Source organism: Bacillus cereus group sp. RP43 (assembly GCF_040459645.1).
GTDB lineage: Bacteria > Bacillota > Bacilli > Bacillales > Bacillaceae_G > Bacillus_A > Bacillus_A mycoides_C.
In genome coordinates this window covers 4583557-4605774 of the sequence record NZ_JARVHQ010000001.1, presented here as the reverse complement: position 1 = coordinate 4605774, position 22218 = coordinate 4583557, and the positions used below count along the sequence as shown (strand labels likewise).

Sequence of the window (22218 nt, the reverse complement as noted above, 5' to 3'; positions counted from 1 at the left end):
AAAGGGTACGAATTAATCCCATTTAGATAGACAGAATGAAGAAGTCATTTAGTATGATGGATTCAGTAATGTGTATTTAAATGGGATTTTTGTTTTGAACATGAAAAATAGAGTATGAATGGATAGTATATGGAGACTACACATAGTAACTAAGGAGGATATAAATGAGGCTTTCAGAACTTGAGTTAATAGCAATTCAGGCAGAGGTTTTATTTGTTCATAATCAAGTAGGAAAAATGATATGTGTAAATGAACAGGGAAATCCGAAAGCACCGCGTTTTTTTCTTGGCAGAACTCGTGAAGGGAATATAAAGAGATATCATTATAATCTGGATAGTGAAATGATAAGTAAGATTGAAAAATTAATTTTAGAATGTTCAAATCATATAGAGATAGCAAAGATTATTAAAGTATTAAATGATGAGAGAACGGTGGAGAATATTTGGATGGGTTCTGCTTACATGTTTCCAAATAATTCAAACAAGCTAACTAGGGCGATACAAATAACAGAGAAGAATAAAGAACTCATGCGAGAAAATTTCCCTAATTTAATAGAACAGATGGAATGGAGGAAACCTTATTTTGCGATTGTTAAAAATGAAAAGGTAGTTTCTATATGTTGCAGTGCCAGAAGTACGCCCATAGCTGCTGAGGCAAGTGTGGAAACTTTAGAGGCGTTCCAAGGAAATGGATATGGTGCTGATGTTGTTGCAGCTTGGGCAATATCAATACAAGAAGAAAAACGCATTCCGCTTTATAGTACTTCTTGGGATAACTTTGCTTCGCAAGCAGTGGCGAGAAAACTAAAATTGATTAAATACGGAATGAATTTACATATCACTTAAATTTTAAACACAGTTGTTTGCTGTTGGAGTTTATTCGAATATCTAGATTATTGTAAAGGAAGCCGCATCCTTGTTCAGGATACGGCTTTCTTTACAGGGAGATAAGGGATCAATGAAATGATGAACTCTTATCTCTTTTATATGAGTAAAGGGTCTAGAACGAATATTGTCCTTTTCATTATTTATTTAACTCCATTGCAACTTGTTTACCATTTACGAAAACTTCTACCACCGCTACTACAACTTCCATCACTTTTTTCATATCTCATCTCTCCTTGTTTTTTGTTTCATTTCTTACTTTTAGTATAAGGAAATATAGTAATTGCAACTATCGAATTGAATGACAAGAGGCTTACAGTGTTGTAAGGAAATTAGCTGCATTTGTAATAATAATACTTTCTAGTAGTTGAGTTCAGAAAATTCCTTTAAATAAAGTTATAATTAGAAATAACTTTATTTAGAAAGAAGGAGAAAAATGAATAGGATACTTGTCATTAGTGATATTCATGGAGAGATTGATAAATTTAAAAAGTTACTTGAGGAAATACAATACAATGCAAAACAAGATCAATTAATTCTATTAGGGGATTATGTGGATCGTGGTCCGAATGCACGTGCTGTAATTGAAAAGGTAAAAGAGCTAAAAGAAGAAGGAGCATTCGTTTTAAAGGGAAATCATGAAGATATGATGATTAAAGCGTTAACGACAGATGAGGAACGTTCATGGAACCATTGGGTAAAAAGAAATGGTGGAGATAAAACGTTATATAGCTATGGATTTGTAGAAGAAGATATCGCAGTTAATGAAGGAGACTTCCAAAAGCCGATTTTACAATCTCACGTATTAGAGGAACATGTAAAATTCATTCAAGAATTAGATCATTACATTGAAACAGAAGAGTATATATTTGTACATGCTGGTGTTGAGCCAATGAAACGAGTTTCTGAATCTGAACCATATACGCTAATGTGGATCCGTAATGAGTTTCATAGTGGGTATAGTGGCGAAAAGGTTGTTGTATTTGGCCATACGGAAACAAAAACGCTTCATGGTAGTGAGAATTGCGGAGTATATTTTGGTAGTAATCGTATTATTGGAATTGATGGCGGGGCTGTATATGGTGGTCAGTTAAATTGTTTGGAGTTGCCGAGTAAAAAGGTGTATGTAGTAAAAAATTGAGAGAGATAAGGGAAATCTTATTTCTTTCAATTTTTTCTTAAGCAAAATTTAAGAAAGAGCTTTTATAATAAAGGTTCAAAATTCTATATCGAGCAAAAACTTAGAAGGAAATAGTTGAAAATGAAATTACATAATAGGATTACATTCTTTCGTTATGAAGAGAAGTAATGTAATAATAAATGGAATTGAACTATATTATGGAAGGTGAGAATATGCGCTTACTTGTAGTAGAAGATAATGCTTCGTTATTAGAGTCTATCGTACAAATTTTGCGTGATGAATTTGAAGTAGATACAGCGTTAAATGGAGAAGATGGATTGTTTTTGGCGATGCAAAACATTTATGATGCAATTTTGCTAGATGTGATGATGCCAGGAATGGACGGGTTTGAAGTAATTCAAAAAATACGTGATGAAAAGATTGAAACGCCAGTCCTGTTTTTAACAGCGAGAGATTCTTTAGAAGATCGAGTGAAAGGGTTGGATTTTGGCGGAGACGACTATATCGTAAAGCCGTTTCAAGCACCAGAACTAAAGGCGAGAATTCGTGCTTTATTACGCAGAAGTGGTAGTTTAACAACAAAGCAGACAATTCGATATAAAGGAATTGAATTGTTTGGAAAAGATAAAGATGTTCAAGTAGATGGACAAGATATTAAGCTGACATTAAAACAATATGAGCTTTTAGAGTATCTCATTCAAAATAGTGGAAAGATTTTAATGCGTGAACAAATTTTTGATCGTGTTTGGGGATTTGATTCAGATACGACAGTAGCAATTGTAGAAGTGTATGTGCATCATTTACGTAAAAAATTAGAGCCATTCGGTTATCAGAAAGATATTCAAACTGTTCGTGGTATTGGATATATGTTAAAAGAACAATGAAAAAAGGAAGTATGTTTCAAAAAACACGCATCCGTTTGACTATAGTGAACTCATTAGTATTTATTCTATTAATAGGAGTATTAGGTAGTATTGTTTATTCGTACACATATAAGCGTATTTATAATGAAGTGGATCAATCTATAAAAATGATGGCTCAGTATGGAGAAAAACTAGATGTTAAAATACCACCAAGAAAACGCATGGAGAATATCCAAATTGGAGATCCATGGGTAACTAGAATAACTTGGAATGGGAAAATAGTGAAAATAGAGGGCGATAACCGTAAATTTCGTTCTATTTTTGAAGAGAATTTGGAAAAGTTTTCTCCAAAAAAGTTAGAGGATTTGCAAGATATTGAAGTGCAAGGACGATATTTTAGAGCATTTGCGCTTCAAAAAGATGGAGAAATAGTTCAAATCGTGCGAGATATAACAGCGGAAGAAGGAATGTTAAATACTTTATTTTTAATTCTCGTTATAGGTTGTGGTATAGGAAGTCTCTGTGCAATAGGTATCGGCTTTTTCCTAGCTGGCAGAGCACTCATACCTATTCAAAATTCATGGGAGAAGCAGCAGCAGTTCGTTTCCGATGCATCGCATGAATTAAGAACGCCACTTGCAGTTATTCAATCAAAAACGGATGTTTTATTCCAGTCACCATCCGCTACGATAGAAGAAAAAGCGATGGACATTTCTACAATATCTAAGGAATGCAGGCGGTTATCGAAACTAGTTAGCAATTTATTATTGTTAGCACGTTCTGATTCTAATCAAATTGAGATGGACAAGAAAATATTTGAACTGGATAAATTGTTAGAAGAGATCATAGATCCATATAAAGAAATTGCTTCTTATCAAGAAAAAGAGATGATATTAAAAGTAGAACGTGACATATCGTTTAGGGGTGATAGAGAGAGAATCCATCAAATGATGGTCATATTGTTAGATAATGCGATGAAGTATACGAATGAAGACGGGCATATTCAAATTGATTGCACACAAATGAGTAATTCAATTCGTATACGGGTGAAAGATAATGGGATAGGGGTTAAAGAAGAAGATATTCCGAAATTATTTGATCGTTTTTATCAAGGGGATAAGACAAGAAGTACATCAGAAGGAGCTGGATTAGGTCTTTCAATCGCCAATTGGATTGTAGAAAAGCATTACGGAAAAATATCAGTAGAGAGCAAATGGGGAGAGGGCACTTGTTTTGAAGTGATTTTTCCTAAAAACCAAAGATTATAAGTGAGAAGGCGACCTTGTTTTTTACAAGGTCGTCTTTTTTTAAGGGAAAGTTAAGGAACAACTTGTATCATGTATTACATCATGGAAACTTGTGATGGAAAGAAAAGCTGTAAGGTTTTTTTGAATGAACTGGATAAATCATAAGGTTATTTCTAACAGAGATGAAGTTTATGTATAGTATAAAAAAAATTATGGGAAAGCTGGGAAAAGAAAGCGTGAGAGGGAGGAATTAATTTTGCAAAAGAAAATGATGACGGTATTCACTATTGGAGTAATGAGTTTAAGTATATTAGGGGGTGCCTCTCCTTCTGGAATGACAAAAGGAAAGACAGATTACACGCAGCGTAGTAAAGAACAATTAAATGATGGGAAAATACATGCAATGCATACTGAAGAAAAAGCGGAAAAGTTAGGCATTGAAACGGATGGGAAAGAACAAATTACGTTAGAAAAAGAAATTCATGAGACTGAGGTAGGAAGAGAAGCAGAACAATTAGGTATTTCGGCAGAAGGAAAAGATGTTGGAATTCTTTCAGAAGAAATTTATGAAACAAAAGTGAGGAAAGAAGCGTTGAAACTAGGAATATCTATAGAGAATACGTCGATTGTAAGTTTAATTGATCAAATTAATAAGATTAAAATTAATAATGAAGCAGAAAAGCTTGGTGTTTCAACTGAAGGAAAAGAAATAGAAGAAATTGAGGAAGAAATCTACGGAGCGAAAGTTAGAGAAGAAGCAGAAAATCTAGGTATTGCTCAACAAGGAAAAGAGATGGAAGAGTTAGCACGAGAAGTGTACGAACAAAAAGTACAGGAAGAAGCAAAAAAATATCATATTGATTTATATGGCAAAGATATATATCAAGTATTAAGAGAAATAAATGAGCAAAAGGTAATAGAAATAGCAGATGAGCTTGGTATGGATAGAGCGAATTTGAATATTCAAGATTTAGCGGAGAAGATAAATTTTGAACAACCTGAAAAGGGAAAAGAGCTTAAGTTTGTTCCTATGGTTCAAACAGATGCTGATGCGTTTTATTCATATTTAACGAATTAAAAAGGGCGTGAGAGTGATACGAAAATGGAAGTGGTATATATGTATGTCCGTACTATGTATAGGAATATGGGGTGCATATACAAATGGGATTACAGAGTATGTGGAGAAAGCAAAGGAATTACTATTATCAAGTATACAAAGTCAAAAACGAATAGAGTTTAGTAATAACGATGAAAAAGTCATGTTATCAAATGTGCCTTTAATTCAGCAATTACCAGAGCTAGATAGAGGCTGTGAAGTGACAAGCCTAGCGATGATGTTACAATATGCGGGTGTTTCTGTAGATAAGATGAAATTAGCAAATGAAATAAAAAAAGTTGATTTTATGGATGAGGGTGTACGTGGGAATCCGAATGAAGGGTTTGTAGGGAATATTTATACTTTTTCTGAATCCGGATACGGTGTATATCATGGACCGCTTTTTCAGTTAGCGAAAAAATATTTACCTAATAAAGCCGTGGATTTAACAGGGGAGAGTATAGAAGAAATTTATAAGAGTGTAAAGGCAGGACAACCGGTAGTCATGATTACGAATGCAACATATGCACCGCTAGATGAGGATGAATTTACTACATGGGAAACAAATAGTGGGGATGTTTCTATTACGTATAATGAACATTGTGTTGTACTTGTTGGGTACGATAAGGAATCTGTATATATTCGAGATCCCCTCGATGATAGCTTAGATGTAAAAGTGCCAAGAGGGAACTTTGAACAGGCATGGGTGCAGATGGGGAGTCAGGCAATTAGCTATGTAAATAACTCCAAATAAATTAGGAAGAAGAGCATGAACTATATAACTATAAGGTGAAGGATAAAGATTTAAGGAATTGTAAGAGAATTTTTGCGAATTTTTTTGAAGAGAAGCTGTTAAGAAATAAGAGAACTTTAGCTTATTATATATGCTAAAGTTCTCTTATTTTTTAGGATTAAAATGTTTAGGAGAAGTGGATATGTAAAAATGCATAATTGACGAAAAAATTACATGTTATCATTATATATTGTTTTATATATGTTGATTGTATAAAATTACACAAGTGTTCTACATTACATAAAGGAGGTTTATTATGCAAAATATATTCAACTGGGTTAAAAGTATGAGTATCAAGAAAAAATTAATCATTTCATTTTTTATTATTTTAACTATACCGGGACTTATTATCGGTGGTTTTTCATATCAAACTGCCAGAACAAATTTTGAACATCAAATGACAGATAAAGCAAAGGAAAATATTTCAGTTTTAAATACTGTTATTTCTCAAAATATAGAAGAGAAATTTGTTGATGCGACGTACTTTGCAGACATCTTAACAGAGGATACATATCCAAACGGACAAGAAGAAATAGTAAGAACGAAGTTAGCGCAATATATAAAGCTTCATCCAGAAGTAGAAGGTATTTATATTGGAACGCAGACAGGAAAGTTTATAAGAGAACCATTTATTCAAATGTCTGATGGCTATAATCCAACAGATAGATCGTGGTATAAAGAAGCACATGAAAATAAAGGGAAAGTAATTGTTACTGCACCGTATCAATCAGCATCTACAAAAAATATGGTAGTGACAATTGCTAAAGAAGTAAAAGATGGTAAAGGTGTTATAGGCATTAACTTGAATTTGGATAACATCTTAAAGATTTCAAAAATGATTAACATTGGTGAAAAAGGCTATGCGGTTATTTTAGATCAAGATCAGCAAATTGTTAGTCATCCATCTAGAAAACCAGGTTCAAAGGTTACTGAGCCTTGGATTAAACCAATTTATGAAGATAAACAAGGAAATGTATCTTATGCAGAACAAGATGATAAAAAGAATTTAATCTTTGCAACAAATGAGAAAACAGGATGGAAAGTAGTTGGAGTTATGTTTGACGAAGAAATTACTCAAGCTGCGAATCCAGTGTTTTATAAGACTTTGATTGTCATTGCTATCGCTATTGTATTTGGTAGTGTATTAATTTATTTCATTACAAATTCTATTACAAGGCCATTACGAAAAATAGCTGAATCGGCACATAAAATTAGTAAGGGAGATTTAACTGAAACAATTACAATCCATTCCAAGGATGATATAGGGAAATTAGGGAATTCATTTAATGAAATGTCTACGTCTTTACAAGATGTGATTACTCAAATTAGTTTTTCAGCAGAACATGTCGCTGCATCGGCGGAAGAGTTAACAGCGAGTGTACAGCAAGCGAATGATGCGACAGATCAAATTACAATTGCAATGGAACAAGTATCGGGTGGGGCTGAATCACAAAGACAAGGTGTTGAAGAGGGTGCGGCTACATTACAACAAGTAAATACAGCAATTCAAGATGTAACTGGAAGTGCAGAGTCAATTTCAATCTCCTCATTACATGCGAGAGAAAGAGCTGAAGAGGGAGAAGAATTGGTTGAGCAAACTGCAAAACAAATGCAATCTATTTCTAAGTCCGTGTCCCAATCAGATGCCATTATTAAACTTCTTGATGAGAAATCAAAGCAGGTAGGAGCTATTTCTGAAGCAATTCAAAACATTGCTACTCAAACGAACTTATTAGCTTTAAATGCGGCTATTGAGGCAGCAAGAGCAGGTGAACAGGGACGAGGATTTGCTATTGTAGCAGATGAGGTTAGAAAATTAGCAGAGCAATCAGGAGAATCATCTGGAGAGATTGCAAATTTAATTACAGAAATTAAGGCTGATATTGAACATACTGTTAAGGCGATGGATAATGTGAGTGGGGAAGTTCAGCAGGGCTTAGAGGTTGTAACGAAAACCAAAGTAAGTTTTACAGAAATTTTAAGTTCTACTACACATATTGTTTCTCAAGTTAATCAAATGGTAGAAACAACGAAGATAATTGCTGGAGATGCAAATGCAGTAACAAATGCTATTGATGAAATTGCAGCGGCTGCAGAAGAAAATACCGCTAGTATGCAAAGTGTTGCAGCTTCAACAGAAGAACAAGTAAATTCGATGGAAGAAATTAGTTCAGCTTCGCAAAACTTAGCTGAGATGGCCGAAGAACTACAAGCAATGACTAGTAAATTTAAAGTATAATAACAGCAAATAAGTAAGGTGAAAATAATATCACCTTACTTATTTTTCTATTCAGCAATTAGGGGAGTCATTAACGGGATGAAAAAAAGAAATAGACTATGGAATTTATGGAAAACGATTACATTGTTAGTTTGTACAGTTGTAATTTTTTCTTTACTTGTGACAGATATATTAATTAGTCATAATGTAGAACGAACAACGGAGGAAAGCCAAGCCGAGAAGGCAAAAACGATTGCACATATTGTAGCAAATGATTCGCTTGTAATCGATGGTTTAATTGGGAAAGCGGATACTTCCGCAATCCAAACGTATACAAATAGAATATTAAAAAACACAGGTGTTCAATTTATTGTAGTTATGGACATGAACGGAATAAGAAAATCACATCCAAATCCTCAAAAAATAGGTCATCATTTTATTGGGGGAGATGAAGGGCCTGCATTGAAAGGAAAGGAACATGTATCGCTAGCAGAAGGAACTTTAGGTATTTCAATGCGAGTGTTTGTACCAATATTTTCTGAAACAGGTGAACAGCTTGGAGCAGTAGCTGTCGGTATTTCAGCAGATAATGTAAAAGAAAGAGTTAAGCAAAGTAGACATATTATTTATATTGGTGTCGGAGTTGGAGTATTAGTTGGGATTATAGGAGCAATATTGCTAGCTAGACATATAAAGAAAAGTTTATTTGGTCTTGAGCCGCATAGGATAGCGAAAATTCTTGAAGAAAGAAATACGATGTTACAATCGGTCAAAGAAGGTATTATTGCTGTAGATAAAGAAGCGAAAGTAACGTTAATTAATAATGAAGCAAAACGGCTATTTAAGAAAAGTGGACTTGAAGAAGACTTTATTGGTAAAGATGTTGAATTGTATATGCCGAATTCACGTATAAAAGAAGTGTTGCAAACAGGAGAGGTACAATTAAACGAAGAACAAAAAATTTATGGGATTACGATTGTTACTAATCGTGTTCCTTTATATGTAAAAGGAGAAATAGTTGGTGCAATTGCAACATTTCGTGATAAAACAGAAATTAGAAAATTAGCAGAAGAATTAACTGGTATTAGGCTATATGCGGAAGCATTACGGGCTCAATCTCATGAATTTATGAATAAAATGCATGTCGTATTAGGGTTAACACATATGAAGCAGTATGAAGAATTGCAGAAATATGTAAGTAGTATGGTATCAGAGCATCAATATGAAATTGGGGGGATTATGAAAAAAATTCAAAGCCCAGTATTTGCTGGATTTTTACTAGGTAAACTTAGTTATGCTAGAGAGAAAAATATAAAGTTAATTATAAAAAAAGATTCTTATTTACCAGAAATATATGATGAGCGTATCATTCATGAACTGATCACCATTGTCGGAAATTTAATTAATAATGCATTAGACGCAGTGACGAACTGTGAGAAGAAACAGGTTGAAGTTGGAATACAATATGGGGATACATTAATTATTACAGTACAAGATACAGGGAAAGGCATAAAAGAAGATGAAATTGATGCATTATTTATAAAAGGTTATTCCACAAAGGGTGATAATCGGGGGTATGGTTTGCATCTTGTAAAGGAAAGCATACAGCGAATAAATGGGGAAATTTATGTTCATTCATTGTTAGGAACGGGAACGACAATAACGATTGAAATACCTAAAGGTAGGGATGAGAGATAAGATGATCAAAGTTTTGATTGTAGAAGATGATCCGATGGTTGCGATGTTAAATACGCATTATTTAGAGCAAGTAGGAGGGTTTGAACTTGTCTATGCAGTTAACTCAGTTAAAGAAGCGATAGAAGTATTAGAGAAGTCACGAGTAGACTTCATATTACTTGATATTTTTATGCCTGAGGAGACTGGATTTGAGCTTTTAATGTATATTCGAAATCAAGAAAAAGAAATTGATATTATGATGATTTCAGCTGTGCATGATATGGGAAGTATCAAAAAAGCATTACAATATGGAGTTGTAGACTATCTAATTAAACCATTTACATTTGAACGCTTTAAGGAAGCATTAACTGTGTATCGAGAAAAATTTACTTTCATGAAAGAACAACAAAAAATTAGTCAATCGGAATTAGATTCGCTAATTTTACAAAAAGAAAAAAGAGAGTCCTTTGACTATAAAGAGCTTCCGAAAGGATTAACAAAGCAAACATTACAACTAATTTGGCAGCAAATCAAATTGCTTCACGGACAAGCATTTACAACAGATGAAATGGCGAAATTAGTAGGGGTTTCAAGAGTTTCTATTCGAAAGTATGTAATGTTTTTGACTGAAATTGGAGTTTTAGAGAATGAAATGGTGTATCAACATGTGGGAAGGCCGGTAAGTAAATTAAGGTGCATTGATCAAAATAAAATAGACTTTTACGTATAAGCGACTTATTATAGGTCGCTTATACTTTTTTTAATTACAAAAGTAGTTACAAAACTTACAAAAACTATTTTTACTATTGAAAGCGTTTTAATATTGTTATTAAGAAAACAAGGGGGTGCCATATGGGAATTCAAAAGAATGTGGAAGCGGTATCATTTTCTGAAGGCAATGAATTGAAAAGTGAATCTTTCGCTTCTAAAATTATGAACGTTAAAATCGGTGTTATACCTTTACCGTTATACGTAGTATTGGCTGCTATTATTTATGGAGCATCTGTATATAATAAATTACCAGCAGATATGATTGGTGGTTTTGCAGTTATTATGATCATGGGTATTTTCTTAGGTGATATTGGAATGAGAATTCCAATATTAAAAAATATCGGTGGTCCAGCAATTCTCTCATTATTTATTCCATCGTTACTTGTATTTTTTAACTGGATGAATCCAGCTTCAATGGAAGCTGCGACTATGTTAATGAAAAAATCGAACTTTTTATATTTATATATTTCTTGTTTAGTAGTTGGAAGTATTTTAGGAATGAACCGTAAAGTGTTAGTGCAAGGTTTCGTTCGTATGTTTATTCCTTTAGTAGTAGGGACGTTAGCTTCTGTAGCAGTGGGCTTATTAGTCGGTTCACTGTTTGGATTTGAAATGAAGCAGACATTCTTCTTTATCATCGTACCAATTGTGAGTGGTGGTATCGGGGAAGGGATTTTACCATTGTCGCTAGCTTATAGTGATATTTTAAATGAATCATCAGCAACATTTGTATCACAGCTTATTCCGGCAGCTATTATTGGGAATATGTTTGCAATCGTGAGTGCAGGGTATATGAAGCGTTTAGGTGAGAAGAAACCGGAGCTTAGTGGTAACGGTGTATTAGTGAAAACAGACAATCAAGCAGATTTATTAAAAGAACAAAATACAGAGAAGCCAATTGACTTCTCATTAATGGGAGCAGGTTTATTAATTGCATGTACGTTCTTCATCTTCGGAGGATTTGCTTCTAAGTTCATCGGTATTCCTGGGGCAATCATTATGATTTTCTCAGCAGCACTTGTGAAATACTTTAAATTAATGCCAGCAAAAATGGAGCAAGGAGCATTCCATTTATATAAATTTATTTCAAAGAATTTAACTTGGCCGTTAATGGTCGGGTTAGGATTGCTATATATTCCGTTAAAAGACGTAGCAGCAGTTCTTTCGGTAGGATATGTTGTTGTGTGCGCATCGGTTGTTCTTACAATGGTAGCATCAGGTTTTCTTGTAGGGAAAGTAATGAAAATGTATCCAGTTGAATCAGCAATTGTAACTGGATGTCATAGCGGTTTAGGTGGAACTGGAGATGTTGCTATTTTATCAGCTTCAAATCGTATGGAATTAATGCCGTTCGCACAAATTTCAACGCGTTTAGGTGGGGCTGCAATGGTCGTAACAGCGACAATTTTATTAAAAATGTTTTCATGATCAAACAAGCTAGCTATATTCATATAGCTAGCTTGTCAAATTAAGGGGAGATTATAAGTATGTTAGAAAAACAAATTAATGAAAGATCATTGTTATTGCATAAAGAGTTAGTAGGGAAAATTGAAATTACAAGTAAAGTAGAAGTGAATACAGCGGACGATTTAAGTTTGACTTATACACCGGGGGTAGCAGAGTCTTGTAAAGCAATTGCGGCAGATGAGGAAACAGCTTATGACTATACAGCACGTGGTAATATGGTTGCAGTTGTTTCAGATGGAACTGCAGTACTTGGTTTAGGGAATATTGGACCGAAAGCGGCTATGCCTGTTATGGAAGGGAAAAGTATTTTATTTAAGAAATTTGCGAATGTAGATGCTTTCCCGTTATGTTTAGGGACGACGGATGTGGATGAAATCGTTACCCTTGTGAAAAATTTAGAACCTACATTTGCAGGTATTAATTTAGAAGATATTGCAGCACCACGTTGCTTTGAAATTGAAAAACGATTAAAAGAAGAAACGAATATTCCTGTATTCCATGATGATCAACATGGAACGGCTATTGTCGTCTTAGCAGCTGTTATTAATGCATTAAAAGTTGTAAGTAAACAAATGGATAATGTAAAAATTGTTATTAACGGTGCGGGTTCTGCGGGAATTGCAATTGGAAAATTATTATTAAAAGCTGGAGCAAAACACATTACGTTAGTTAGCTTAGAAGGTATTATTTGTGAAGGTGAAACATGGATGAACGAAGCGCAAATCGAAGTTTCAAAGAAGACAAATCGAGAATATGTGCGTGGAACGTTAAAAGAAGCGATTCATCAGGCTGATATCTTTATTGGTGTATCTGCGCCTAACGTATTAACGAAAGAACTTGTACAGACGATGAATGAGAAAGCGATTGTGTTTGCAATGGCGAATCCAATTCCAGAAATATTCCCAGAAGATGCATTAGAAGCTGGAGCTGCTGTAGTTGGAACTGGTCGTTCTGATTATTCAAATCAAGTAAATAATGTATTAGCGTTCCCTGGTATATTCCGTGGTGCTTTAGATGTACGCGCGACTGATATTACAGAAGAGATGAAATTAGCAGCCGCATATGGGATCGCTAACATAATTACGGACGAAGAGCGTAGTGCGAACTAGGTAATCCCAAATCCATTAGATAAAAGAGTTGTTCCAAGTGTTGCAGAAGCAGTAGCGAAAGCAGCCATTGATTCAGGTGTGGCACAAATTATGAAAATGCCAAGTTATAAATAGTCAAAAGCAGCGCCTTAAAAAGGCACTGCTTTTTTGAGATAAGAAATCAAAATACTGAAGAAGTGTAAATTTATTTAAGCCCCTTTCATTATTTATTTAATTCCATTGCAACTTGTTTACCATTTACTAAAACCGCAGTTACTGCTACGATCACTTCTATCATTTTTTTCATCTCTCATCTCTCCTTGCGTCATTTCTTACTTTAAGTATAAGAGAAGAGAGATAATCCAACTATCGAAGTACGTGACGTAGAAATTACATTGGTGTAAGGAAGTGTTTCAGTTTTGTCACTTTATTCGGCATTGATTACAAATTGATCATAATATCTTTCATTCACATATATGTTTAATACCCATAATCCAGATGAAGGTAGTGACATTACGAGAGGGAGTTCCTTTACGGTTGTATCGACTGTATTTGAAGTAGTCCAAGTTTGTTTGGAGGTTTCTTTTTGAAAGAGTACTGGTGTTGGAGTTGTAGTTCCTTGTTTTAACGCAATAATAGATAGTTTTCCAGTTGGCATTTCAGGATCTAGGAAGAACCACATTATTTCATTTTGTTCATTTGCGATAATAGAGCTATCAGCCACTGCGATTTTCCCTTCAATTCCTTTTAAAGGAATTTTTCCTTCTACGAATGACGGCGCTTCTTCCCAATTTACATCTTTTAAGACACTAAGATGAAAAAAGGAAGGTTCGTTAATTTGAGAGGATGATGTTTCTAGTACTTCTTTTTTAGGTACATTTGAATCGGGTTGCACTTGCACACAGCCAGTAATGAGGAAGGAGAAAAGTAGCATAGTTCCGATTTTTTTCATGGTGCCACACTCCTAATTTTTATTGTTAGTGTAATTGTATTTGCTAGAAGACGAGACAATTCCTTTAAATCATAAAAAGAGGTCGTAAGTTTTGTACGACCTCTTTTGACATTTTCTATCCCGATTGGTGAGGGCTAATAATCAGTAGGGGATGGAACCCCCCACTGATTAAAGTTTCACTTTATATTTGTTCAGTTGAAAAGGTTGGTTCTCTCTCTTTTTGAGGCATTGTTAAGAAAATAACAGAAAGGACGATACATACTCCGCCTAATAATTGATATGCTCCAAAAGATTCATTAAGCCAAGCGATTGAAACGATGGCAGCTACAAGTGGTTCAATGCTAGATAAAATACTTGTTTCTGTTGCTGCTAAATATTTAAGACTCCCGATATAGAGAAGGAAAGAAAGAGTGCCACTTATAATGATAAGAATAAGCATAGAAAAAGTTTGAAGTGTGAAAGTTTGCGAAATCTGATTCCATCCAAAAGAGCGATTACAAATAAGCAATGCAATCCCTCCAATTAACATTCCCCAGCCAATTACTATAGTTGTTCCACATTCTTTAATAAGAGAAGCAGGATGAAGGGTATAAAACGCAAAACCAATCGCTGTTAATAGGCCGAAAGTAATAGCTGCTTTAGATAAAACAATATTTTCAATTGAACCGTTTGTAATAATAAAGTATGTCCCTGTTAGAGCAGTTATAATTGCGAGTATTTGCATAGAAGCAGGGAATTTCTTTTGCTCAAACGCAACGTAAATTGTAATAAGAACAGGACCTAGAAATTGAAATAGTGTTGCCGTTACGGCATTACTAATATGAACTGTTTCGATAAAAGCGTACTGTGCACCAAGCATGCCAAGAATAGAGAAAATTATAAGTTGTATAAAGTGTTTAGGATGTTTCCAAATGTGAAATATGTTTTGTTTTTTAATAAGCAAGAAAGCCAAAATGAATATTCCTGCGAGTAACAGGCGAATCGTTAAAAAATCAAGTGATGATACGTTAGTATGTTGAAATAGCCACTGAATCATGGGACCAGACAATCCCCATAGGGTAGCTCCTGTAATAATCATCATAAGTCCAATGCGTCTACCATTGTTCATTATCATGCATCTCCTCTCTAGTATTTGATTATTAATGTGTTACATGATAAAAGGAATTATATAGAACTTCTGGTACTACAAAAAGTATCAGTTATGTATTTTTGGAAGGGGTCAGATGTTGTGTTAGAATTAACGCCTAATTTGAATGCAAATAGTAAAACGGCATTGTATGTACAATTGTATGAGTATATAAAAAAAGAGATTAAAGATGGAACGATTCCGGCTGTTACGAAATTACCGGCTAAGAGGAAGCTGGCGACATATTTACAAGTGAGTAAAAATACAGTTGAAGCTGCTTATGAGCAACTTCTTGCCGAAGGATATATTGAGTCGATTTCTAGAAAAGGTTATTTTGTATGTGAAATCGAGAAAATGATTCATGTGGAAGGCAGCGAAGAGGTAATAGGAGAAGCGCCTTTTCAAGATAAGAAGTATAAATTTGATTTCACTCAAACGGGTGTGGATACTAATACTTTTCCGTTTCGTGTATATCGAAAAATTACGAATGAGGTATGGCAATTTGAAAATAAAGATTTACTTTTTATTGGACATCCGCAAGGGGAGGTAAGTTTGCGAGAAGAAATCGCGAGCTATTTGTATGAATCTAGAGGTGTACGATGCGTAGCTAGTCAAATTGTAATAGGAGCGGGTACGCAAATATTAGTAAAAATGTTATTTCAGTTGTTAAAGGGGAGTCGTTATGCGGTTGAGAACCCTGGGTATCATCGGAAAATGGTTGTTTTTGAGCAAGGGGAACAAAATGTACAAATGTTATCTTTAGATGGAGATGGAATTCGTATGTCACAGTTAGCTGATAGTCATGCAAATGTTGTATTTGTTACACCTTCGCATCAGTTTCCTTACGGGATGATTATGCCAATTACGAGAAGAATGCAGCTTTTACAATGGGCGAAAAAAGAAGAAGGAAGATATATTATTGAAGATGATTATGATAGTGAATTCCGCTATTCAGGAAAGCCGATTCCAGCGCTGCAAGGATTAGATAGAGACGGGAAAGTAATTTATATGGGGACGCTCTCTAAAGCGCTATTGCCATCCTTACGGATGAGTTATATGGTGTTGCCAAAATCCCTCATTAAGCAGTATCAGGAGCGATATTTATTTTACACACAAAGCGTTTCAAGAATAGATCAAGAGATCATTAGGAAATTTTTAAATGACGGGCATTGGGAAAAGCATATTCATAAAATGCGTGTTGTGTATCGAAAGAAGAGAGACCGTCTTGTTTCTGTATTAGAAAAATATTTTTCTAATCGCATTGAAGTAATAGGGGAAGATTCGGGCCTACATATTTTATTAAAAGTGCATAATGGGATGGAAGAGAAAGAATTAATGGAAGCTGCAGCTAAATGGAGTATTAAAGTGTATCCTGTTTCGATGTATTATAAGGAAGGGACTTCTCCCGAAAATACAGTATTGCTTGGATTTGCGACTTTATTAGAGGAAGAAATTGAAGAGGCAATTCAATTATTATATACAGCATGGTTTACAAGAAAGTAAAAAACATCCTCATAAATGCGAGGATGTTTTTTATTATTTTTCTTCTTCATCTAGGAAAAGAACCATATGCTCTTCATCCCAATATTGTCCGTTATATTTTAATGAACGTTCTTGCACACCAAATGTTTTAAACCCTAATGACTCGTAAAGTTTTTTTGCACCATCGTTGCCAACAACAACATCAAGCATAACTTGCTCTACTTCTAAAGATTTAGCAAGCTCAAGACATTCTTTAATAAGTGCTTTTCCCGCTCCAAGTCCGCGTGCTTTTGGAGACACGTATACTGAACCAATTTTCGCTTTATGTTCTTGTTTTACATATGGTTTCGTTTCCAGTGTTGCAACTCCGATTAATTCTCCATCTTTAAATGCACCTAGTGTATAGTTCTCGTCTTGTGCTAATTTTTGGGCTTTATATTCAATAGCACACTCTTTATTAATAATATCTTCATAAGAAGAGCTGAAAGCTTCCGGGTTTTGTTTTAACCCTTCTACTCGAAGTTCTAAGTAAATTTCTGCTTCGTCTTTTGTTAATACATGGATATCCAATTATATCACCCTCCAAATCTTTGACAGTTGTACCTATATTTTATATTGAAATAAGAATAATTTCAAAAGCTTAGCTTATAATAGTTGGTTTTATAAATAAAATAGCACCAGTAGTGTTGACTACTACTGGTGATTTCACGCATATATTATACAAATGGTAATTCAATTATAAATTCTGTTCCGACTTCTAATTCGCTTTTAACTTCAATAGAACCATTATGAAGTTCTACAATTTCTTTTGCAACAGCCAGTCCGATACCTTTTCCACCTGTAGCTCGTGTTCTGGATTTATCGACACGGTAAAAGCGATCAAAAACATGTGGGATATCTTCTTTTGGAATACCTTCACCTTCATCTTGTACACTTATTGTAAAAGTATTCGTACTGGTTAGTACACGTATTATTATAGAAGTGTTTTCTGGTGAATGTTGATAAGCATTGTGTAATAAATTTAACATAACTTGTTCCATACGTCTTTCGTCTATGCAAACTTCTAAATCATCTTTGCAATGTACATGGAGTTGCATTTGTTTGTTTGTTAATGTTGTTTTTGTTTTTTCAACCATTCGTTCTAAAAATGGTTTAAGAATTACTTTTTGTTTTTTTATAACAAACTGGTGTTGCTCTAATTGTACAAGCATAAATAAATCTTGTACGAGATCGGTTACACTATCCGTTTCGTCTTCAATGATTTGTAAGTATTCTTCACGTTCTTCTTTCGTTAGAGAATCTCTTTTTGCTACCTTTGCATAACCTTTCATATAGGTTAATGGAGTTAGTAATTCATGCGCTACACTAGCGAGAAATTCGTTTCGTTCTTTTTTCATATACGTAAGTTCACTAGATAAATCTTCAATCGTTTTTGCTAAGCTTCCAAGTTCATCATTTCGTTTAATTCCTAATTGAATCGGCTTATTTAATTTTGACATTTTTTCTGTCGCCCGCTTCATTTTTATAAGCGGTTCTGTAATAACACGAGAAAAAACAAAGACAGAAATAGTAGTTAAAATAATTGTCAAAACACTAATGATAAGAAATTGATTCATGAGTTTAAGTAACATATTTTCTAAGAAAGATGTCTTTAATAACATATATAACTTACCTTGAAATCCTTGAATTTCCAGCGGGCTTACTGTTGAGATGAATTTTGATTTTTTCCAGTTTTTTTCAACGATTAATCCACCTTCTGGGATAGTCTCTGTTTTACAAGTAAGTTGTTTTTGCATTTCTTTCGTTACGGGTTCTGAGGTAGAAATAATTTTGCCGTTATTGTCTGTTATAATGATAGCTATATCAGAGTTAGCAATTAATTCTGATTCAACTAAGTGTTCAGCCTCAGTGTTGATATCAAACTCGGGGTACACAGCACGTTTAGGCCGTTTACTGTGTTCAGCGCTTTCTGTGAGTTTCTTTTCTTTAGAATATGCACCCCACTTCGCGCGGTTTTTAATCATTTTACTATAGCGATTTCCTTTCTCTAAAAGAGCAAGAGTTTCCTCTTCAATGCGTATGTTTGAAAGGTTCTTATAAAAAGATACGAAGGCAATTGTTTCAATACATAAAGCTAATATTAAAAAGTATGTCCCAACTTTAAGGGAAAGTTTGCTCATTTTCTCACCATACCTTATTTCATATAAAGTGAAACTTTAATTAGTGGGGAGCTCCATCCCCACTGATTAAAGTAATTATTCATTTTTCCATTTATATCCGACTTTATAGACAGTTTCTAAGTAATCTTCAACTGGAAATCCTTTTTTGCGTAACTTATCCCGTATATTACGAATATGTGAATCGATAGTTCTGTATTCGATGTCTGTTTGATAGCCCCAAATTTTTTCTATTAAATCGTCTCGGCTGTAGGCACGGTTTGTATTTTGTAAAAATAGTCCGAGCAACGAAAATTCAATAGGAGTTAGTGAGATTTTTTCATTATAAACTGTAACAGTATGTTTTGTTTTATCCCACTCAATACCATTGAAGCTAACAAAGCCATCTTTCTTTGTGCGACGTAATATAGCCTCGATTCGCGCGACTAATACATGCTCATCGAATGGTTTTGTAATGTAGTCATCTGCTCCCATAGTCAGACCTTTGACCATATCATAATTTTGGTTGCGAGCTGTTAGCATAATAATTGGAACGTTGGAAATTTGACGGATTTGATAGCAAGTATCCCACCCATCCATATTCGGCATCATAACATCTAATAAAATAATATCGAAGTCCTTCTGTTCGATTACTTCTAGCGCTTCAAGGCCAGAAGTAGCTTTCATACAAAAATAGCCGCGAGGGCTTAAGAACAGATCTAATAATCGTAACATACGTTCTTCATCGTCTACTAATAAAATTTTCACCATAATCTTGTGCACCCCAAACTATTCATTCTACTTGTATAGTTTACATGAAAATAATAAAAAACTCTTTTTATGTGATTGAATGGATGGCTGATTTTTTCGATCAGGGCAATTGACATAAAAAATGCACTAGTTTTGCACAACTATTTTTTATAATAGAAAACGTAGCGACACAAATACCCTATGTTGCGACATAACGTCATGTCATTTTATTTATAAAATGACAATTCCATTCTATTGTGTATGTGAGATAGAGAGGGTTTTCGTATTCACCTCGCATCGGATAAGAAAAATTTCCTATCTCACACTTTTTTTAAAAGGGGATTGTACACATGAGTAAAAAAGTAGAGCATTTACAAAAAGAAAAGCAAGATCGTAATGCGGTTGTAATGTGTGTTGCGGTATCTATGCTTATTATGATAAGTTGTGTAAATAAATTTTTCGGGATTTTATAATAGAAAAAAAGCTTATTGCTTCTTAAGAAGCAATAAGCTTTTTTTATGTATTCTATATAATAAACCAAGGTAAGATTGCTAATCCAGAAGTTACAATTGCTGTAGCAAATATTAAAAAGATAGCTTGTTTGTTTTGTTTCATGTTACATTCTCCTCTACATATCAATTGCATGCTATACGTTCATTTAATAATTAGCGGGAGATGGGTCCTCCTCACTGAGTAAAGTTTTACTTTATATTTTTAGTATAACGAATGGAAAGGATTGGAACGATCGATAAAGGTGACATGAAGATTACATTGTTGTAATGAAAAAAGCATCTTAATTAATAAGAAGATGCTTTTGAAAAATTATATTAAAATGTTAATTATTTAAGAATAAAACCATATGCTCTTCGTCCCAATATTGGCCATTATGTTTTAAGGACCGTTCTTGCACGCCGTAAGTTTGGAAGCCAAGGGACTCATATAATTTTTTTGCAGCAGTGTTATCAGCAACAACATCAAGCATGAGCTGTTCTACATGTAATTTATCGGCATTTTCAATAATCGCTTTAATTAAAGCTCGTCCTGCACCGAGACCACGCGCTTTTGGAGAAACAAAAACGGAGCCGATTTTTGCCTTATGCTCTTGCTTAATAAATGGCTTTGTTTCTAGAGTAGCAATACCGACTAAATCATTATCTTTGAAGACACCTAGAGTATACTTATCCGGATTGCTTAATCGCTTTGCCATAGCAGCGACAGGGTTTTCATGTTTAAGAACATCTTCATAAGAAGAGCTAAAAGCCTCAGGGTTTTTCGTTAAACCTTCCATACAAACTTTCAAATAAATTTCTGCGTCCTCTGTTGTTAATAAGCGAATTTCCATAGTTGTAACCTCCTAGATTGATTCAAATTTAATTCATTAACTTTGTAAGATTAAGTTTAGTTAAATGTATTCTGTGACTATTCTTTCTTAATTTGTAAAAGAATGAAAAGATTATGCTACTATGTTTTTATTTTATTTATGTAATGAAATTATATATTAACTTCGTTAACTATTCAAGTGATATGTATATTACATTTTTATAACTAAAATAGCTCCTCAATTGAGAAGCTATTTTTTAATTGTTCGATTGATAACCATCGATTCGTTCTGGATGTGTATAAATATTGCAAGATCCATTTCGAATAAATCCTACTACGGTAATACCTAAATCATGGGCGAGTTGCAGAGCTAGTTTAGTTGGAGCTGATTTAGATAGAACAATTTCGCAACCTATTTTTGAAACCTTTAACAAAATTTCAGATGAGATGCGTCCGCTAAACGCAATGATTTTCCCTTGAACAGATATATTGTTTCGTAAACAATGACCGTATATTTTATCTAGCGCATTATGTCTTCCGATATCCATTCTTGATAAAAGAATGTTATTTCGATCACATAGAGCGGTATTATGCACACCACCCGTTTGGCGAAATGTAGTTGAAGATTGTTGTAAGGAAGTCATTAGGTGAAAACATTCTTCCGGAGTAATAGTTATATGTATATCATGTAATTTTTTTGCTTTTGCTGCATCGTTGACGAAAACAAAACCTTGTCTACTTTTCCCGCAACAAGAAGTTACGTACCGTTTATTATATAAGGTTTGATAGAGTGGATTAATTTTTGATGATTTTACATGGACGATTCCGTTTTCTTTTTGGATCCATAATTCTTCAATATCTTTATAAGAAGAAATAATTCCTTCAGAAATTAAAAAACCGATTACCATATCTTCAATGTAATTAGGAGTGCATACAACTGTTACGTATTCTTCGTTATTTAATTTAATTGTAATAGGAGATTCTGTAACAACCTCATCGGTTTGTTTTGAAAATGTACCAGATTGATAGCGTACAATGGTATATGTTTCTTGAATAGGCCCCATATTAAATTCCCCTTTATATATTTTTTTCTCCATATTTATCATAAAACATCGAAAAACCAAAAGCATCTATTAACAAGAAGATGGCAGATTATTTTGGTTATTATTGTATATGTACGATATAAT

19 protein-coding genes and 2 pseudogenes are annotated in these 22218 nt (G+C 34.0%); 14 read left to right on the top strand and 7 right to left on the bottom strand.

The window, feature by feature from the left end; translation table 11 throughout:
• Positions 1 to 164 precede the first annotated feature (164 nt).
• From QCI75_RS23955 to QCI75_RS23905, 12 genes and pseudogenes are all read left to right on the top strand, one after another.
• Entirely contained in the window at positions 165 to 845 is a 681-nt protein-coding gene (locus tag QCI75_RS23955) for a GNAT family N-acetyltransferase (RefSeq protein WP_353761309.1), read from the top strand.
• 475 nt (positions 846 to 1320) lie between these two features.
• A complete protein-coding gene (locus QCI75_RS23950) occupies positions 1321 to 2025 on the top strand; it encodes a metallophosphoesterase family protein (RefSeq protein ID WP_144505898.1) in 705 nt (234 codons plus the stop codon).
• 212 nt (positions 2026 to 2237) lie between these two features.
• A complete protein-coding gene (locus QCI75_RS23945; protein WP_144505897.1) occupies positions 2238 to 2909 on the top strand; it encodes a response regulator transcription factor in 672 nt (223 codons plus the stop codon).
• Positions 2910 to 2920: 11 nt separating this feature from the next.
• Positions 2921 to 4156, top strand: coding sequence for a sensor histidine kinase (locus QCI75_RS23940; RefSeq protein ID WP_353761308.1), 1236 nt, complete (start codon positions 2921 to 2923; stop codon positions 4154 to 4156).
• 235 nt (positions 4157 to 4391) lie between these two features.
• Positions 4392 to 5213, top strand: coding sequence for a transporter (locus tag QCI75_RS23935; protein ID WP_353761307.1), 822 nt, complete (start codon positions 4392 to 4394; stop codon positions 5211 to 5213).
• Between the two features lie 43 nt (positions 5214 to 5256).
• Positions 5257 to 5985, top strand: a complete 729-nt coding sequence (locus tag QCI75_RS23930; RefSeq protein ID WP_353761306.1) for a C39 family peptidase — start codon at positions 5257 to 5259, stop codon at positions 5983 to 5985.
• Between the two features lie 295 nt (positions 5986 to 6280).
• Positions 6281 to 7324, top strand: a pseudogene (locus QCI75_RS30590) (HAMP domain-containing protein); the annotation flags it as partial.
• The gene (locus tag QCI75_RS30585; protein ID WP_483299476.1) at positions 7316 to 8263 is read left to right on the top strand and encodes a methyl-accepting chemotaxis protein; all 948 of its coding nucleotides are present in this window, start codon (positions 7316 to 7318) and stop codon (positions 8261 to 8263) included. The pseudogene QCI75_RS30590 and the gene QCI75_RS30585, both read left to right, overlap by 9 nt.
• 78 nt (positions 8264 to 8341) lie before the next feature.
• Positions 8342 to 9940 (top strand): sensor histidine kinase, encoded by a 1599-nt coding sequence (locus QCI75_RS23920; protein ID WP_353761304.1) that lies wholly within the window; start codon positions 8342 to 8344, stop codon positions 9938 to 9940.
• Between the two features lies 1 nt (position 9941).
• Positions 9942 to 10649 (top strand): response regulator, encoded by a 708-nt coding sequence (locus QCI75_RS23915; RefSeq protein ID WP_144506138.1) that lies wholly within the window; start codon positions 9942 to 9944, stop codon positions 10647 to 10649.
• A 122-nt stretch (positions 10650 to 10771) separates the two neighbouring features.
• Complete coding sequence (locus QCI75_RS23910) at positions 10772 to 12118, top strand: 2-hydroxycarboxylate transporter family protein (RefSeq protein ID WP_002063728.1); 1347 nt, start codon at positions 10772 to 10774, stop codon at positions 12116 to 12118.
• A gap of 59 nt (positions 12119 to 12177) precedes the next feature.
• A pseudogene (locus QCI75_RS23905) lies at positions 12178 to 13380 on the top strand (NAD(P)-dependent malic enzyme).
• A 292-nt stretch (positions 13381 to 13672) separates the two neighbouring features.
• Here the strand turns inward: QCI75_RS23905 and QCI75_RS23900 are convergent.
• Complete coding sequence (locus QCI75_RS23900) at positions 13673 to 14197, bottom strand: DUF4871 domain-containing protein (RefSeq protein ID WP_144506140.1); 525 nt, start codon at positions 14195 to 14197, stop codon at positions 13673 to 13675.
• 181 nt (positions 14198 to 14378) lie between these two features.
• A complete protein-coding gene (locus QCI75_RS23895) occupies positions 14379 to 15305 on the bottom strand; it encodes a DMT family transporter (protein ID WP_144506141.1) in 927 nt (308 codons plus the stop codon).
• A gap of 120 nt (positions 15306 to 15425) precedes the next feature.
• Here QCI75_RS23895 and pdxR point away from each other — a divergent pair, with 120 nt between their 5' ends.
• The gene (gene pdxR, locus QCI75_RS23890; protein WP_353761302.1) at positions 15426 to 16826 is read left to right on the top strand and encodes a MocR-like pyridoxine biosynthesis transcription factor PdxR; all 1401 of its coding nucleotides are present in this window, start codon (positions 15426 to 15428) and stop codon (positions 16824 to 16826) included.
• A 33-nt stretch (positions 16827 to 16859) separates the two neighbouring features.
• On the opposite strand, the gene QCI75_RS23885 is transcribed toward pdxR, so the two are convergent.
• The 3 genes from QCI75_RS23885 to QCI75_RS23875 form a co-directional block, all read right to left on the bottom strand.
• On the bottom strand, positions 16860 to 17375 hold the full coding sequence (locus tag QCI75_RS23885; protein WP_353761300.1) for a GNAT family N-acetyltransferase: 516 nt from the start codon (positions 17373 to 17375) through the stop codon (positions 16860 to 16862).
• Positions 17376 to 17521: 146 nt separating this feature from the next.
• Positions 17522 to 18985 carry a sensor histidine kinase gene (locus QCI75_RS23880; protein ID WP_353761299.1) on the bottom strand — a complete coding sequence of 488 codons (1464 nt, stop codon included), beginning with the start codon at positions 18983 to 18985 and terminating at the stop codon, positions 17522 to 17524.
• A 75-nt stretch (positions 18986 to 19060) separates the two neighbouring features.
• A complete protein-coding gene (locus QCI75_RS23875) occupies positions 19061 to 19732 on the bottom strand; it encodes a response regulator transcription factor (protein WP_144506145.1) in 672 nt (223 codons plus the stop codon).
• A 329-nt stretch (positions 19733 to 20061) separates the two neighbouring features.
• Here QCI75_RS23875 and QCI75_RS23870 point away from each other — a divergent pair, with 329 nt between their 5' ends.
• Complete coding sequence (locus tag QCI75_RS23870; protein ID WP_002125145.1) at positions 20062 to 20184, top strand: hypothetical protein; 123 nt, start codon at positions 20062 to 20064, stop codon at positions 20182 to 20184.
• A 362-nt stretch (positions 20185 to 20546) separates the two neighbouring features.
• Here the strand turns inward: QCI75_RS23870 and QCI75_RS23865 are convergent, their stop codons facing one another.
• Both QCI75_RS23865 and fdhD read right to left on the bottom strand, forming a co-directional pair.
• Positions 20547 to 21053 carry a GNAT family N-acetyltransferase gene (locus QCI75_RS23865; protein WP_000405886.1) on the bottom strand — a complete coding sequence of 169 codons (507 nt, stop codon included), beginning with the start codon at positions 21051 to 21053 and terminating at the stop codon, positions 20547 to 20549.
• A gap of 235 nt (positions 21054 to 21288) precedes the next feature.
• Positions 21289 to 22095 carry a formate dehydrogenase accessory sulfurtransferase FdhD gene (gene fdhD, locus QCI75_RS23860; RefSeq protein WP_144506146.1) on the bottom strand — a complete coding sequence of 269 codons (807 nt, stop codon included), beginning with the start codon at positions 22093 to 22095 and terminating at the stop codon, positions 21289 to 21291.
• Positions 22096 to 22218 lie beyond the last annotated feature (123 nt).